The 15,845-nt window shown below is 52.9% G+C and carries 14 protein-coding genes and 1 pseudogene; 2 read left to right on the top strand and 13 right to left on the bottom strand.

Going from position 1 to position 15,845, the window contains the following annotated elements:
* Window positions 1-632: 632 nt before the first annotated feature.
* From CWI35_RS11750 to CWI35_RS11740, 3 genes and pseudogenes are all read right to left on the bottom strand, one after another.
* Window positions 633-1,292 (bottom strand): annotated as a pseudogene (locus CWI35_RS11750) (substrate-binding domain-containing protein); the annotation flags it as partial.
* Window positions 1,289-2,182: a ribokinase gene (gene rbsK / locus CWI35_RS11745; RefSeq protein WP_119877770.1), complete on the bottom strand. Its 894-nt coding sequence runs from the start codon at window positions 2,180-2,182 to the stop codon at window positions 1,289-1,291. The gene rbsK and the pseudogene CWI35_RS11750, both read right to left, overlap by 4 nt.
* Window positions 2,179-3,168 (bottom strand): LacI family DNA-binding transcriptional regulator, encoded by a 990-nt coding sequence (locus tag CWI35_RS11740; RefSeq protein WP_119877769.1) that lies wholly within the window; start codon window positions 3,166-3,168, stop codon window positions 2,179-2,181. The genes rbsK and CWI35_RS11740 overlap by 4 nt, the downstream gene beginning before the upstream one ends.
* Window positions 3,169-3,379: 211 nt before the next feature.
* Between CWI35_RS11740 and CWI35_RS11735 the strand changes: the two genes are divergently transcribed.
* Window positions 3,380-4,567: an IS701 family transposase gene (locus tag CWI35_RS11735; protein ID WP_119877768.1), complete on the top strand. Its 1,188-nt coding sequence runs from the start codon at window positions 3,380-3,382 to the stop codon at window positions 4,565-4,567.
* A 285-nt stretch (window positions 4,568-4,852) separates the two neighbouring features.
* Here the strand turns inward: CWI35_RS11735 and CWI35_RS18605 are convergent, their stop codons facing one another.
* Together CWI35_RS18605 and CWI35_RS11730 are read right to left on the bottom strand one after the other, a co-directional pair.
* Window positions 4,853-4,969, bottom strand: coding sequence for a DUF3789 domain-containing protein (locus CWI35_RS18605; RefSeq protein WP_011232702.1), 117 nt, complete (start codon window positions 4,967-4,969; stop codon window positions 4,853-4,855).
* An 87-nt stretch (window positions 4,970-5,056) separates the two neighbouring features.
* Window positions 5,057-5,509, bottom strand: a complete 453-nt coding sequence (locus CWI35_RS11730; protein ID WP_119878013.1) for a VanZ family protein — start codon at window positions 5,507-5,509, stop codon at window positions 5,057-5,059.
* A 559-nt stretch (window positions 5,510-6,068) separates the two neighbouring features.
* Here CWI35_RS11730 and CWI35_RS11725 point away from each other — a divergent pair.
* Window positions 6,069-6,254: a hypothetical protein gene (locus CWI35_RS11725; protein WP_119877767.1), complete on the top strand. Its 186-nt coding sequence runs from the start codon at window positions 6,069-6,071 to the stop codon at window positions 6,252-6,254.
* Window positions 6,255-6,401: 147 nt separating this feature from the next.
* Here CWI35_RS11725 and CWI35_RS11720 read toward each other — a convergent pair whose 3' ends face one another.
* From CWI35_RS11720 to CWI35_RS11685, 8 genes are all read right to left on the bottom strand, one after another.
* The gene (locus CWI35_RS11720) at window positions 6,402-7,874 is read right to left on the bottom strand and encodes a sodium:solute symporter family protein (protein ID WP_119877766.1); all 1,473 of its coding nucleotides are present in this window, start codon (window positions 7,872-7,874) and stop codon (window positions 6,402-6,404) included.
* On the bottom strand, window positions 7,871-8,071 hold the full coding sequence (locus CWI35_RS11715) for a DUF3311 domain-containing protein (protein ID WP_011232711.1): 201 nt from the start codon (window positions 8,069-8,071) through the stop codon (window positions 7,871-7,873). Before CWI35_RS11715 ends, CWI35_RS11720 begins: the two co-directional genes overlap by 4 nt.
* Window positions 8,072-8,107: 36 nt before the next feature.
* The gene (locus CWI35_RS11710; RefSeq protein WP_119877765.1) at window positions 8,108-9,292 is read right to left on the bottom strand and encodes a M20 family metallopeptidase; all 1,185 of its coding nucleotides are present in this window, start codon (window positions 9,290-9,292) and stop codon (window positions 8,108-8,110) included.
* A gap of 33 nt (window positions 9,293-9,325) precedes the next feature.
* Window positions 9,326-10,555 carry a hydantoinase/carbamoylase family amidase gene (locus tag CWI35_RS11705; RefSeq protein ID WP_119877764.1) on the bottom strand — a complete coding sequence of 410 codons (1,230 nt, stop codon included), beginning with the start codon at window positions 10,553-10,555 and terminating at the stop codon, window positions 9,326-9,328.
* 156 nt (window positions 10,556-10,711) lie between these two features.
* Complete coding sequence (locus CWI35_RS11700; RefSeq protein WP_119877763.1) at window positions 10,712-12,040, bottom strand: helix-turn-helix domain-containing protein; 1,329 nt, start codon at window positions 12,038-12,040, stop codon at window positions 10,712-10,714.
* Window positions 12,041-12,296: 256 nt separating this feature from the next.
* Window positions 12,297-13,670, bottom strand: coding sequence for a UDP-glucose dehydrogenase family protein (locus CWI35_RS11695; RefSeq protein WP_119877762.1), 1,374 nt, complete (start codon window positions 13,668-13,670; stop codon window positions 12,297-12,299).
* Between the two features lie 241 nt (window positions 13,671-13,911).
* A complete protein-coding gene (locus CWI35_RS11690; protein WP_119877761.1) occupies window positions 13,912-15,252 on the bottom strand; it encodes an N-acetylmuramoyl-L-alanine amidase family protein in 1,341 nt (446 codons plus the stop codon).
* A 409-nt stretch (window positions 15,253-15,661) separates the two neighbouring features.
* A complete protein-coding gene (locus CWI35_RS11685) occupies window positions 15,662-15,838 on the bottom strand; it encodes a hypothetical protein (protein ID WP_014195142.1) in 177 nt (58 codons plus the stop codon).
* Window positions 15,839-15,845: the final 7 nt, after the last annotated feature.

The following is a 15,845-nucleotide window of genomic DNA, read 5'->3' as shown; positions in this document are numbered from 1 at the left end:
GCGAGCACAGTCATTAAGATCGATTTATGCTAAACCTGCTGTGCGAAATCGATACGCAAACATCAATGCGTCTTTAAGTTCAAGCATTTGTTTTGATCGGTTGCCTTCTGCTCCTTTATTGGATGTTAGCCCTGATGGTGTTGTGACTGTGAATCCCGATAATCCTGTGCATCAACGGTGGCTAGATGAAGAATGATGCAGCCGGGTGGTATTTACGATATATATTTTCGTTTTCAGGAAGGGCAGGGCGGTACATATCGTCCTGTTCTTATTTTGGGTTTTAGAGGCAATCGAGCCATTGCTATTGGATTAAAAGTCACAAGATCAAAACCAACATCTCGATACCCTTATCGAATACCAATTGTTTATTGGAAATATGTTGGATTAAAGGCACAATCATATGTTCAGTATGACTGGTATAACGAAATTCCATCTACCGTTCGGTTTCGGAAATTTTACGGGATTATGCACCCTTATGATTTTAATCGCGTCCTTAATGCGTTTCGTCGTTATCATGGCATTTAATAGATACATAGTGATCAAAGAGCTTGCTTTGCCAGAGTTTTGTTTTGATTAACCCAGGTGCTAGTTGAGCGTCAGAGCTCAACTAGCACCACGGATAAAATCCCATATTATTGCCCTTGAACCAACTCGAGCGGAACGGGGATAAATTGATCCACTTTCTCCCCTTTGTGAACACGAATGGCGGCTTCTACCGCCTTTTCGCCAATCAATGCTGGTTTTTGCGCGACGGTGGCCGCCATTTTCCCTTCTTTCACCGCCTTGATTGCGTCATCGGTCGCGTCGAATCCAACCACAATAACGTTATTCATTCCATGGGCTTGCAAGGCCTCCAACGCCCCTAAGGCCATTTCGTCATTATGGGCAAAGACCGCTTGAATGTCTTTATGGCTTTGCAAAATGTTTTCCATGACCGATAACCCTTTGGCCCGGTCAAAATCAGCCGCCTGTTTGGCCACGACTTTCATATTGGCGGCTTTGTCGATCACTTGGTGGAATCCTTCTCCCCGTTCACGTGCGGCCGAGGAGCCCGGAATCCCCTCCAATTCCACAATGTTTCCGCCGTTTTTCAAGTGGTCGACGATAAACTGCGCGGCCATTTTTCCTCCCGCCACATTGTCGGAGGCGATATGGGTGACCACTTTCCCGCCGTCCGCGCTGCGATCGACGGTAATGACCGGGATGTTGGCGCTGTTGGCGGATTCAATCGCAGACGTGACAGCGCTTGAGTCCGTCGGGTTGACCAGCAGCACATCGACTTTTTGCCTCATTGACTTCGTTCCTGTTCGGCCAAAAATGATTCCACCTCCTCTCGTCTCGGCATCCCAGCCTGCGCCCCGAGTTTTGTCACGGACAGAGCCGCAGCCGCATTGGCAAATCGGCACGCTTCATGAAGCGCCTTCCCTTCCGCCAGCGCCACCGCAAGCGCCCCGTTAAACGTATCGCCCGCGCCCGTCGTATCCACGACGGGAACTTGGAAACTTGGAATGAGCCGTTCTTGTCCATCTTGCCAAATGCGCACCCCTTTTGCCCCTTCGGTGACAATCAGCTTATCGGCAAACGCTTCTTCGTCCATCTTGTCAAACAAAATCGTCCGTTCATGTTCATTCGGCGTCAAGAAACTCGCCTGCTCAAGCACCACGAGCGGCAGCGGCTGGGCTGGAGCTGGGTTCACGATGACGCGCACGCCGTGGCGATGGGCGAGCGAAACCGCCCGTTCCACAACGGGAAGCGGAATCTCGAGCTGCAATAAGCAAACATCGCTTTCGGCGATCACGGATTCACATGAATCGAGATCTTCCGGCGTAAGCGCATGATTCGCCCCAGGAACGACGATGATCCGATTGTCCCGCTCAGAAATCGTAATGGAAGCAATGCCTGTACTCCCATGTGTAACCGGTTTCACATAATCGACGGAAATGCCCTCATTTTGTAACGAACGGATGAGCTCTTGACCAAACGCATCATCCCCCACCGCGCCAATCATCCGTACATCGGCGCCGAGGCGGGCGGCGGCCACCGCCTGGTTCGCCCCTTTGCCGCCGGGAGTGGTGAGAAACTGTTCGCCTAAAATCGTCTCTCCTTGGTTTGGAAATCGCGCCGCCACAGTGACTAAGTCCATGTTGATGCTGCCGATCACCGTAATGGTTGGTTTGTTCAAGTCAATCCCCTCCTTGACGTCGACTGCCGCACCACAAGTTGAACCGGAAGTTGATAATGGAGCTTCTCAAGCGGCTTCCCCTCAATTTGTTTAATTAAAATTCTTGCCGCCATGGCCCCCATTTCGTAAATAGGCTGAGACACGGTCGATAGTTCGGGTGTTGTCATTTCCGTCAGCGGGATGCCGTCGTAGCCAATAATGGCAATATCATCCGGAACCCGCAGCCCGCATTGCTGAACCGCTTTCAAAGCACCGACCGCCATCGCGTCGTTGCCGGCAAAGATCCCGTCCATATCATGTTCAGCCAACGCGGCCATCACCGCTTCTTTCGCCTGCTTCAACTGGTAATTCCCTTGAATGACGAGCTGACGATCTCCCAACCCTAACGCCCTCATTTCATCTTGATAGCCGCGGAAACGCTCCATGGCGTTCACCACGTGGTTGGGCCCTTGAATATGGGCAATCCGCCGGCAGCCCACTTCATACAAATGCCGCGTCGCTAAACGAGCTCCCTCGTAATTATCCGCGACCACCGACGGATAACGCTCATGCAACGGACGGTCGAGCACGACAATCGGAACATCCCATTCCTCGACTTCTTCCGGCGCGAACTGATTCGTGGTCAAAATGACGCCGTCCACATATTTTTGCTTTAACACTTCGATGTATTCTCGTTCTTTTTCTACTTTCTCATCGGAATTGCATAGAATGACCGTATAGTCATAAATATTCATCACATCTTCCACCGCGCGAACGAGTTCGGGAAAGAACGGATTGGTAATATCAGGGACAATGAGTCCGACTGTTTTCGATGTCTTTTTAAACAGAGCTCTCGCCACTTCATTCGGTTTATAATTGAGCTCTTTCATCGCCTGTCTAACCCGTTTTTCCGTTTCCTCATTAACATATCCATTTTGATTTAACACACGCGAAACGGTGGCGACGGAGACACCTGCACGCTTTGCCACATCACGAATCGTTGCCATGTTCGCTTCCTTCTTTTCTGTCTATGTGTAACCGGTTACACATAGTATATCCTATTTTTTGTGCGCCATCAAGCTTTTTTTAAATACTAGTGACTGTAGATGAGCAAATTCACTGACATAAATTGACAACTAAACAAAAAAGGAGACATGAACCCGATTCCTTGGTTAGAATAGATGTACCACCAACTATCCACAAGGAGGTTCATGTCTCATGAATAGATTAGCACATCACCAAGGAATCCACAAGTTTTTCTTCACGCTGGGGTTGACGCTGCAGCTTTCCAAATCGGTCATCAAGCATCTCATTCATATTGTCGATGCCTTGACCACCAAGGGATTCTCGGGAACATTGACTGATATTCATTACTGGAGCTTTCATCCGAATCATCGAACGACGCTCAGTCACTTTTTCACGAAAAGCCCTTGGAACGAGGAAAGGCTGCTTGGGAAGCTTCAAGAGTGGATCCTTTCCCAGGTCGAACGACTGGCCAAACGGAAGAATCAACCCCTTTTTGTTTCGATTGATGATACGATTTGCCAAAAAACGAAGCCTTCGTCACGGGCTGCGCACGCCATTCAAGGGTGCGACTGGCACTACTCGCATAAAGATCATCAATCGGTCTGGGGGCATTCGCTCGTTTGGCTGATGGTGCACACCTTCACGCAGGCGTTCCCATTTGCGTTCCGCCTGTATGACAAGAAAGCGGGAAAAAGCAAGATCGACCTGGCGATCGAGATGCTTTCCTCGCTCAAGGTGAAGCGGGCTCAGCCGGTGTATGTGCTCATGGATTCGTGGTATCCGTCCAAAAAGCTCATTGAAGCCTGCTTGAAACAGGGATTCCATGTCATCGCGATGCTCAAGACGAACCGGATTCTCTACCCGAAAGGCATCGCCATCCAAGCCAAGCAGTTCGCCCGCTATATCGAGTCCAAAGACACCCGCCTCGTCACGGTGGGGCAGGAGCGTTATCGCGTGTATCGCTATGAGGGGGCCATCCATGGCCTCGATGACGCGGTGGTGCTGCTGGCTTGGAAGGCGGATCAGCCGATGGCGCCGGAACATCTTCATTGCATCTTGAGCACCGACCGGGAACTCGGGGACGAAGACATCTTGCGTTACTACGCCCAGCGCTGGACGATCGAGTGCTTTTTCCGGCAGGCGAAAGATCAACTGAAGCTGGATGGATACCGCGTTCGCCACATTCGGGCGGTGAAACGGTATTGGGCGGTGGTGCTGTTGGCCTGCGTGTACAGCATCGCCGAATCCCGACAAAACCTCTCCACCGGGCTGGAGCTTCTTCGGTCGCGGAAAGACCACAGCGTCGTCGAGTTCATTTATGACGCTGCAAAGCAAGATATTCCCATTGATGTGATCAAAAAACAGCTCCGTATCGCGTAAGGGGTACCCTGTTTGTCTCTCTAACCATGGAAATTATTGTAATGAAAAATGCTCATCTACAGTACTAGTGATTTAAGGGGAAATGTTGCTCCCCAGCAACGTTTCTCAAACTAAAAAACCTTACAAAAAAACATAATTTTATCCCCTTCAACTTTTCGAATCCGTTGTGCTTCGCCGGTCTTTCACGGCGGTTCTCAAACAATGTGCGGCCTTTTTTGCAAGCTGACATAAACATGATCGCACAGCATTTTCAAAAAAAATCCCTTGCCTGCCGCAAGGGACTTCTCACTTTTCCCTCCACCGTTCGCTTGCTTCATCCGCCCGTTTCGCCACCGCCATCATGCTCATGATGACGAGCATCACAAACGAACCCACAAACATTCCCGCGATAAACGCGACCATGGCCCTCTCTCCCTTTTCTCGCAAACTCGTTATTGGCCATTCTTTCCGTTTACATCTAAATCTATACGATGGGAGAGCTTTGTTCTATTATACGCCGCGTTTGACCGCCCGATGCTTGGTCCTTGCCCAACAGCGGCAAGCCCATACAATCAAAAGCGCCAGGAGCGCCCCACATGAATCAATCACCACGTCTTTTGGCGTCGCCGTCCGCCCCGGTTCAAACGATTGGTGCCACTCGTCGGTTGCCGCATACACTGTCGCAAACAGCCAAGCGCCCGCATACGCAAACCGTTTTGGCGCAAGCGCCCGCCACACAAGCGCGGCCAAAATGCCAAACTCGGTCAAATGCGCCGCTTTGCGGATCACAAAGTTCAACCATGACGGCCCCTCTTCATCCCCTCCGCCAAACGGCAAGTACGATAAAATCACCTGCAGCACATGCGCCGTATTCGCCCCAGTGAACCAGGAAGACTCGCTGAAGCTGTAAATGACGAGGCACCAGAGAATGACGGGAAGCCAGCGGGAAAGGAAAGCTCTCATCGTTTCACCTGCCAACAACCTTTTTCCCAACAAAACAAGGTACCTACACAACAAACGAAAGTAGACACCTTGTTCGCTGAACCCTTTATCATCATAACAGGAAGGGTGATCTTTTTCCATTTTCTTTTTTGAAAGCTGCTTTACCATTGTTTTAAAATCGTTCGCTCACAGGCTGGAAAGAAGACTTCTTTTCCGTTCCCCTCTTTTCTTTCGACCATTCCCCTTTTAAGGGAGATTCTCTCCCTAGTTTATGTTTTCATGAACAAGGGTATGGGTATAGTAGTAAAAGGAAAATGTGTACATTTTTTTCGGTCAGCATTATAATTTTTAGAAAGGAGAATCAATGAGGTGATCGATATGCCTTCCGCTTTGGAAACGAAAATGAGGGTGACACTGTCTTGCACGGAACAGGCCAACAAACCGGATAAGGATCTTTCATTCGCCGAATTACGGAAAAAAATAGCCAAACCTTCTCCCTTTGGCAAAAAATTAGTGGACATCTACAAACAAGGACGGTAGCCGATTATGTCTTTTGTGATGACATATGAAGATGCCATAGATGAACATTTTGGACAAGCGTCTATATATATCGATGCTTGTCAACATTCAAGATTTAGCCTTGGCTCAAATGCGGTTCCTTCAGCTCGAAGCCTATGATGCCTTGCACTACGCCATTGCGACATACCATCATTATGACTACTTCGCTACGCTTGACGGCGATTTTGTCCACGCTCTTTACAGCTAGGATTCTGCCTCAATCCCGATGATCGGAATCGCCAAAATCGCCTAACCATCTTCATCTTACACGAAAAAGAAGGCACAAGCACGCCCGCTTATGCCTCCTCTTTTCCACTTTCTTTCCTATCCCGTGAAGGAAAATAAAGCTTTTTTCCTACATCGCCCGTTTTCCTTCTTTCACCGTAACTGGGCCAAACGGAATCCAACTCACCACAACTGTCACGACAGTGTTGACAATCAAAGCGACAATGCCAACGTTCAAATCTTGCACGGCTTGCAGCAACGATGGAAACATGGTGCCGACACTGCTGCCTGACAAGTTAATATACGCTACGGTGGCTACACCAGCTAAAATGCCGGCAAACGCCCCTTGCTTCGTGACAAAGTTTTGCTTCGTCAAACTGAGCACAAACGATGGGAACAGTTGGGTGACAAGGCTGTACCCCATCAGAAGCAACGCCACGATCGTATCCCCGCCCCGGAACGTAAAGTACAAGGAGACGAGAGCGATGATCGGGACGAGGTATTTCGCCAGTTTCGCGACTTGCTCATCTGTAGCAGACGGCACAATCACTTGGTACACGTTTTTCGCCAACAGGGTTGATGCTGTCATTAAAATCATCGACCCTGGCACCATGGCCGTGAGCAACCCAGCGGCGCCAATCAATCCGACCACCCAAGGATCAAACGTTTGGACTGACAATTTCAACAACGCCAAGTCTGCATCCGAACCTTCGAGCCCCGGTACTTGCAAAATCGCGGCAAAACCGACGAAAAAGACAAACAGCAACACGAGTTGGTAAATTGGCAAAACAATCGCATTTTTCCGAAAAACATTGGCGCTTTTCGCCGAATAAATCGACCCGAACGTGTGCGGCCACATATAGAATCCGAGTGCCGTCAGCAACACTGTCGAAATAAACCATGAGATGCTCATGCCTTTGTCCGGCAACGTCAAAAAGCCAGGTTTTGCCTGCTCAACCGCCTCAAACATCGGCTGAATTCCACCGTAATAGTGGAACGGGAGATAGATCCCTAAAAAGACGGCCACCGCCAAAATCATAATGTCTTTCACAACAGCTGTCCATGCCGAACCATGAATGCCTGAAATCATCACGTAGACGGTTACTGCCAACACCCCGATCCAAATAACGGCAGTCGGGGGAATCGTACCATAGGAAGCTTGGGAAACGATGATGCCCAACCCTTTGAGTTGCAATACTAAATACGGAATGAGCGCCACCACCCCAACAAGCGCTACGAACACACCTAACATCGGGCTGTTGTACTTGCGGGCGAAAAAGTCCGATTGGGACATCAATCGGTGTTCTTTCGCGTACTTCCATACTTTCGGAAGCATGCAATACGATAACACATAGGCCAGGCAGCCGTAGGCAATGATGTAAAACGTCGGCCCCCCTTTTCCATAGGCCCAACCGCTTCCGCCAAGGAACGTGAACGTTGTGTAAATTTCACCGGCCATCAGGAGGAAAACGAAAACCGTGCCAAATCCGCGCCCACCGACGGTCCATTGCTCCAAATTCATGTCTTTTCCTTTTCGCGCCTGCACCCCTAGATAAAGAGACAGCAACAAGAAAGCAAAAATCATCACTAAGGCCGAGTTCATGTCTGCTCATCCTCCTTCACCGCAGGGTCAAAACGATACACGATGGCCATGATAACCGAAGTGGCGATCACCCAAGCGACCAGCCAAAAGAGAAGCAACGGCATGCCAAACACGTACGGAGTCACTTGATTCACAAAAGGAACGCCGCCGAGCATGCCGATAAATGGGACAATCATTAACCAACGGATGCTTTTCATCTTCTCTCCCTCCTTGGATATGTCAAGCGAAAACAGCTATTCCGCCCCCGCCAACAGTTTCAACGTCGCCGCGACAAACATTTGCACGCCAATCTCAAGCGCGTCTTCGTCAATCGTAAAGCGCGGGTGGTGGTGCGGGTAAACGATGCCTTTTTCTACATTGCCCGCGCCGACGTAGAAAAAGCTGCCGGGCGCTTTTTGCAAAAAGGCGGAGAAATCTTCGCCGCCCATGTTCGGTTTCAAGCGGGCCACTGCCTCTTCGCCGAACAGCTCGCACGCCGTTTCCTCCATGACGCGGGTCACTTCATCGTAGTTGATGACCGGGCGGTAGCCGTAGTCAAATTGAAACTCATACGAGGCGCCGTGCGCTTCGGTGATTCCTTTGACAATGCGCTCCATCCATTGCGGCACCGTGCGCCGCAGCGTCTCATCGAACGTGCGCACTGTCCCTTGGATTTCGACCTCCCCAGGCAGGACATTATGCGCCGTACCCGCCACAAATTGCGTCACGGACAGAACAAGCGGCTCGAGCGGGTCGACATAGCGCGAGACGATGTGCTGCAAGTTCGTCACGACTTGCGCTCCGATGGCGATCGCATCGATCGTTTGGTGCGGCATCGCTCCATGGCCGCCTTTGCCGATGATGCGGATGAAAAAGCGGTCGGGTGCGGCCATCATCGGCCCATACACAATGCCGATTTTTCCGCGCTCAAGCGGCGACCAAAGGTGAGTGCCGATGACGACGTCCACCCCGTCCATGACGCCGGCTTGCACCATCTCCTCCGCCCCGCCGGGGAACAATTCTTCCGCGTGTTGGAACAAAAAGCGGATTTCACCGCGAATGTCATCGCGCAGCTGGGAGAAAATTTTCGCCGTCCCGAGAAGCATCGCCGTATGGCCGTCATGTCCGCACGCATGCATCACGCCTGGGTTTTTTGAGGCAAACTCAAACGTGTTTTCCTCTTGAATCGGCAATGCGTCCATATCAGCGCGAATGGCGACGACCCGGCCTGGCTGTTGGCCAATGAGCCGCGCCATGACGCTCGTTTTCGTCGGCCGCGACAACTCAAGATGGCCGAATGATTGCAGCGTCTCATAGACAAACTGCGCTGTTTTCTCTTCTTGGAACGACAATTCCGGATGGGCATGCAAATGACGGCGCCAGGCGATGACGTCCGTTTTCACTTCATCGACGAGTCGTTTGATTTCTTCACTTGTCATCCATGGTCTCCCCCTGTTCGTTTGTCTTTTTCGTTATTCCCCTTGGGCCAGTTGCCACACTGTATGATAAAGCACCTCTGCTCCAGCGGCGCAGTCTTCTTTAGTACTCCATTCCGCCGGACTATGACTCACTCCGTCTTGGGAGCGGACAAAAATCATCCCGATTGGGCAAATCGGAGCCAACTGTACGCTGTCATGGGCTGCGCCGCTCGGCAGCCAAAACGACGGGTAGCCAAGCTTTTGGCACGCCGCCTCCGCCGCGCGCTTCACCTCATCGGAACATAGCACCGGCGGCATTTCTTGCAGCCGCTCGGTCGTGACGCGGACGTTCCGCTCCTTGGCGATCGTCTCTGCCCGCACGGCTATGGCTTTCCATACTTGATCGCGCACCTCAGCCTTCAAGTCGCGCAAATCGAGCACAAATTCGACCCGTTCTGGAATGACATTAATACCGCCCGGATATACATGCAACTGTCCTACAGTACCGACCGTTGTCCCTGTTCGTCTTGCTTCCTCTTCGATCACTATGATGATCTGGGCGGCCGCCGCCATCGGGTCGCGCCGCAATGACATCGGCGTGGCGCCGGCATGTTCCGCTTTTCCTTCGATGATAAACTTCACCCAAATCAGCCCGGCGATGCCAGTGACGATGCCAACTGGAAGACCAGCCTCCTCCAGCACCCGTCCTTGTTCGATGTGCAGTTCGACATAGGCTTTCACCGTTCCTGGTTTTCGTGCTGCCTGCGGCAAGCGGTCCGGGTCAAGCCCCGTCTGTTTCATCGCTTCAGCGAGGGAAATCCCTTCCGCGTCGCGGCACTCGAGCGCTTCCGGCGGCAGTGTTCCGGCCATGGCGCGGCTGCCGATCATGCCGAAACGAAAGCGCGCTCCCTCTTCGTCAGTGAACGCCACTACTTCAATTGGGTGGTGCGTCACAACACCGTGCTCGTTCATCGTCTGAACGACTTCCACGCCGGCCAACACCCCGAGCGGTCCATCAAAGCAGCCGCCGTTGTAAACCGAATCGAGATGAGATCCAACAAGGACGACCGGGGCATCCGGATTCGCCCCTTCTTTCCGTCCGATCAAGTTGCCAGCCGTGTCTTCATATACGAAAAGCCCGGCTTCGCGCATGTAGGAAGCGACCAAGTCTTTCGCCCTCCGCTCTTCAGCAGTGAACGAGAGGCGCGTGACGCCGCCGCTTGGTTTCTTGCCGACCTCCCCTAGTTCCATGAGCCGTTGCCAAAGACGTTCCCCTTGAATCAAGCTATCCTCCCCTCACGCCAATTACGGATAATTTTCGGATATGTCCTTAATTATAATGGAAACAGAGGAAATTTTCAAATAATACAAATAATACAAACGCCTTCAAGACAACAAAAAACTTCTGCCTGTCGCTAAAGGCAGAAGCTGATCGAGCAATTATAAGAAAATGCGGTATACTTTGCGCGGACGCCCGCGCGGATACGGGTTTGTTTCCCCGGCCACTTCGGCAAGGCCCACGGTCTCCAATTGGTTTAAAATCCGGCGGGCGCTGCGCGGCACAATCCCCATGTAAGAGGCCAACTCATGCGCTTCGATCTCGTTGGTTCCTCGTTTTTGCAATATTGCTTTCAATTTGCAGAGCGTCGCGGCGCTTAATCCCGTCCGCTCCGCCAGCTGCCGCAGTTCTCCGCCGCCGAGCGAATAGCGGAGGTGCACACTTTTTCCTAACGGACCCGAGATCGTTCCGTCATCAAACACCACCATCCACGCACCCCGTCCGCTTTGTTTCGCATGCAAAAACGCCTTCCCAGCCTGAATTTCGGCCTCATACGCCGTTCGGCCGATGCCGATTCCGCACGCGATGACCTCGCTGTACAAGAGCTCCGTCTCCTCCGCCGAGGGGACCGTTTTATAGCCATCGGTGATCTCTTTTAATGCGCCCCTTGTCGTAAAAATGACATAGCGGCCCGGCCCGGCGCTTTTCAGCGACCCTTGGACTTTTTTTGCATACCGTAGCAATTTTTCCGTTGTCTTCATCTCCAGACGATATATGTCATCGGTCGAAAATGTCTCTGGGGAGGCCGCCTGCATCGCATCGACTTCAATCATTTGCACGGCGATTTGCGCATCTTGCGCCTGTAGCATCTGTCCGGTGCGAATGATTGTTTGGATGACCGCTTCCACCGCCGAGCGGGCAGGCAATACCCGATACACCGGCATCCCGAGTTTCTCCAGTTCGAGATGGGCTGTCCGCAAACAGGTGACCGCTGCTTCCGTTTTCCCTTGTTTCCAAAGGGTGTAATGATAGTCGGACAGTTCCTGGGCCGAAATGCCTCCCTCGTAATGCTTGACGTATGGAATCGGTTCTTCGATGCCCGCCTCTTCCAGCAGCCGTTCGATTTCGCGACGCTCGTACGTGTCAAAACTAAGTCGGCTGACCGGAATCTGCTCCGTATAGTGCGCCTGCAGCAGTGTGCGGTACAAGCTGGCACCAATATGTGGAACATAAAACAGCGGCGCATCGACCTCACCGGACTGCTTGACGATCGAATACGGCACTTGTCCGGAAAACAGCCACATATCAACTTCTGACGCGAGCGGGCGGATCAAATCGATCACTTCACTTTCATCCCAATACACAACGGGAACGCAAACAAGCTCTTTGTACTCTTGCGCCACCGCCTGAATAATTGACAGCGAATCGTCCGCACCAAACAGACCTAAGCGAATGCGGATGATACATCCCTCCTTTTGCCGCCTGCCCATAGCGGTGGGAAAAGACGGCTTCTTCAGCCGCTCTCTTCCCCGCCTGTCTCCGCTTTCAAAGTGGCGGGCCACGACCCCACGTTTTCCCATAAAACCACTGGAAACATAACCTTCTCTTTCTTTGAAACGGCGATTGATGCCCCGCGCCCGCCGGCATGTCTACTATCCCACTTCCATCGAACGGACAGACCGCCTTATTCCCTTTTTTACAAAAAAGCCGTCGTGGCGATGCGAACGGGACAATTAAGCGGCATCCCTATTCACTTTGTTTGTGGAAAAAGGCAGCTGAGGCGCACTGGAGAACGTCAACAGCCCGATCCACTTTCAGCTGCCTATGCCCCACCGGCCGACCGATCGACTCGTAGATGAGGCCGGCGGCGTCGGCTTGTTTCGGGTCGTAGCAGTTGCGCCCGTCAAGCACAATTGGCCGATTCATCAGCGTCTTGTAACGGTGAAGGTCAAATTGCAGCACAGCCGGCCATTCGGTGAAAATGAAACAAACATCCGCGCCGCGAATGGCTTCCTCCATTGTCTCGCAACAAACAACCGCATCGCCAAAACGGCGCGAGACATGACCGAGGGCGGCCGGGTCCCAGACGCGCACGTCGGCTCCTTCGGCAATGAGCCGTTCGATGTTCGCCAATGCCGGCGATTCGCGCACATCGTCAGTGCCGGGCTTGAATGCGGCGCCCAGCACGGCTGCTGTTCGACCGCTGAACACACCAAGGTGGGCGCGCGCTTTCTCGAACAGTTTCCATTTCTGTTTTTCATTGACGTCCATCGCCGCCCACACGGTTTTGAGCGAATAGCCATGGGAGGCAGCCAACGCATAAAGCGCCTTCGTATCTTTCGGCAGGCAAGAGCCGCCATAGCCGACGCCGGCGCGCAAAAAGCGGCGGCCAATGCGCGGATCCATGCCGATTCCTTCCGCCACCGCCTGAATGTCGGCCCCTACCAACTCGCATACGTTGGCGATCTCGTTGATGTACGAAATTTTCAGCGCCAAAAACACATTGGCAGCGTACTTGATCATCTCTGCGCTTTTGCGGTCGGTGACAACGTACGGGAGCGCAAACGGGGCGTAGAGGTCCTTCATTATCCGCTCAGCTCTCTCCGATTCGACGCCTAACACAATGCGCGGCGCCTGCAACGTATCGCGCACCGCCGTTCCTTGTGACAAAAACTCCGGATTGGAAACGACATCGATACGCACCCCCCCGCGTCCGTGTTCCGCCAAAAAGCGAGCCGCTTCGTCTCCCGTACCGACTGGCACGGTCGATTTGATGGCCACAAGGCAGTCGCGTTCGGCCGACGCGGCGATGCGGCGCAGCGTTTCCCATACGTCATCGAGCTTGACCGATCCGTCCGGCAGCGGCGGGGTGCCGACCGCGACCATGATCACTTCCGCCCATCGATACGCTTCCGCATCGTCTGTGGTAAAGCGAAGGCGGGCCCTGTTCCGTTGGATGAGCGGTTCGAGCCCCGGTTCATAAATGGGGACGATTCCTTCATTCAACCGCCGAATTTTTTCCTCATTGACATCCACGCATATGACATCATGCCCTTTATCAGCCAGGCAGGCGGCGGTCACAAGCCCAACATACCCAGCCCCGGCGATCGTGATTCTCATCGTTCCTCACACCTTTTTGATCCATTGCGGCTATTGTCGCTTGTTCTCATTATATCGAATCGCCTGGGGATTTTCATTGTTTTCGCCTAGCCGCTGAGTTCACCGGTTGTGCTCTGCGGCCAAAAGAAAACCGGGAGGAGCCACCCCCCGGTTGCGCGGCGTGTTTCCGTTTGCTTGATGACGGCCGATTGATCACAAAAACGAACAGACCGCCGATCAACGATTTCTCCACCATCATTCCTTATTCAAAATAATGCCGAACCGCATCCGCAATCGCGGTCGTCACCGCTTCCTGATAGTCGTCTGTCGCCACCGTCGCCGCATCTGTGCGGTTGCTTACATAGCCGAGCTCAAGCAATACAGACGGTCTGTCGTTTTCCCGCAGCACGTAATAGTCGCCAAACGCAACGCCGCGGAAAGGCAGTGCGGCCAATCGGGAAAGCGGGTCTTCGAATGATTGCGCTAAGCCGTAATCGGCAAAACGGTCGTAATAATAAACGGTGATGCCGCTCGCCTGTTGGTCGTCTGCGCTGTCATAATGCAGGCTGATAAACGCATCCGCTTGATACAGGCGCGCCATCGCCACGCGCGCGGACAGCGGCACATACTCATCGCTGGAGCGCGTCAGCACGACGCGGGCGCCGTAAGATTGCAGCTTGTTTTTCAGAAGCTTGGCGGTTTCCAACGTCAACTCCTTTTCCTTGATGCCATCGACACTTTGGGCCCCGCCGTCTTTGCCTCCGTGGCCAGCGTCAAGAACGATCGTTTTTCCGGCCAGCGCCTGAACAGGACCGCGCGTCCAGCTGTCTACATACAGGCGCGAGTCGCTAGGCGCGATGATGGAAAGCAGCGAGCGGTCAGCCGACTGGGGCGCTTCCGCTTCCTTTTCATTGGCTTGTCCACCCTTTACCTGCACATACGCGGACGAAACCCAGCCACCAAGCCCTGTTGAGGAGGCAATTTTATACCATCCCGGTTTCTTTTCTACAATCTCGACCTCTTCACCACGGACAAGGCGGCCGACGCGCGCTGCCTTCAATGACGGCTCAGCCCGAACGTTGAGCGAACTGGCGTTGACGATTCCGGTTTGATGCGAAATCGATGACTCCCGAGCTGCAGTGAGGTATGCTGAAGACACCCAGCCGATCGCACCGTCTGCGATCACTTCCGTCCATTCCCCATCTTCCTTGATGACCCATACCGTTTCTCCCCGCGCCAAATGCCCGATAATTCGCCCATCTCGGCTCGGCTCTTGTCGAAGGCGGAGTCGGTTTTCTTGCACGATGGCCGTCTCTTTTGCCAACGCGACGTACCGCGCGGCGATCCACCCGGTTCGATTCGGTTTCCACTCGATGTTCACCCATCCATCCTTGACCTCGATCAGCCGATACGCCTCGCCGCGGTGAACGTTCGCCAATGGACGGTATGGCACCCCCGGCCCTTGGCGGACGTTCACCTGATCCGCCGTCACCACCGCCAACTGAGCGGTTTTCCCACTCTCCCCTTTCGCCCCCACCGGCCAAGCAGCCGCAGCCAGCCATAGCAAACAAAACAACAGGGCGAGCCATATTCCTCGCCTCATGCGCATTCCCTCCCCCGTTGTCTCCAATTTGTCTACTATATCGTTCGCGCACAACGGGGAATTTCCTGTCTGTCACTTGGGAAAACCGCTCGACAAAACTAGCGGGGCGGCATCCATCAACCGACAATAGCTCTCCTTTTTCTGCATGATGCCTCTTCACACGACAGCAGCCACAACGCGCAACCCAGTCGAACCATCCAGCTACGGCCGACATACCACCATCGCTTCTCTAACCGATGTCCGAATGGATAAGCCGTCCCCATGAAGAAACACGCAGAAGCGCCAAAAGCGCTCCGTGCTCCAACGGGAGACGGTGTCCTTTGTCGCGCTGGAACCATTCAATGACGCGCATTCCATTGGGAAAACGGTGAATGAACAAGCACCAAAGTGTTTCAAAAAATCCAAAATATTACAAATACTTCATACCCTCTATTTTTTGGTAAAACGTCCGTCTCGCCACTGCTTGTTCGTTGTAAGACAGCGATTCATCCAAAAATCGCTGCACCATTTGCGACAGCTCATATTTTTGGCCAAAAAAGCGGCGCTGGCGCACCCGTTTGATTTCATGATTCTGCTGTTTGTTCATGCAGCAC

The organism is [Bacillus] caldolyticus (assembly GCF_003595605.1).
In the GTDB taxonomy this organism is placed as follows: Bacteria; Bacillota; Bacilli; order Bacillales; family Anoxybacillaceae; genus Geobacillus; species Geobacillus thermoleovorans.
This window is presented reverse-complemented; position numbering and strand designations above follow the sequence as displayed.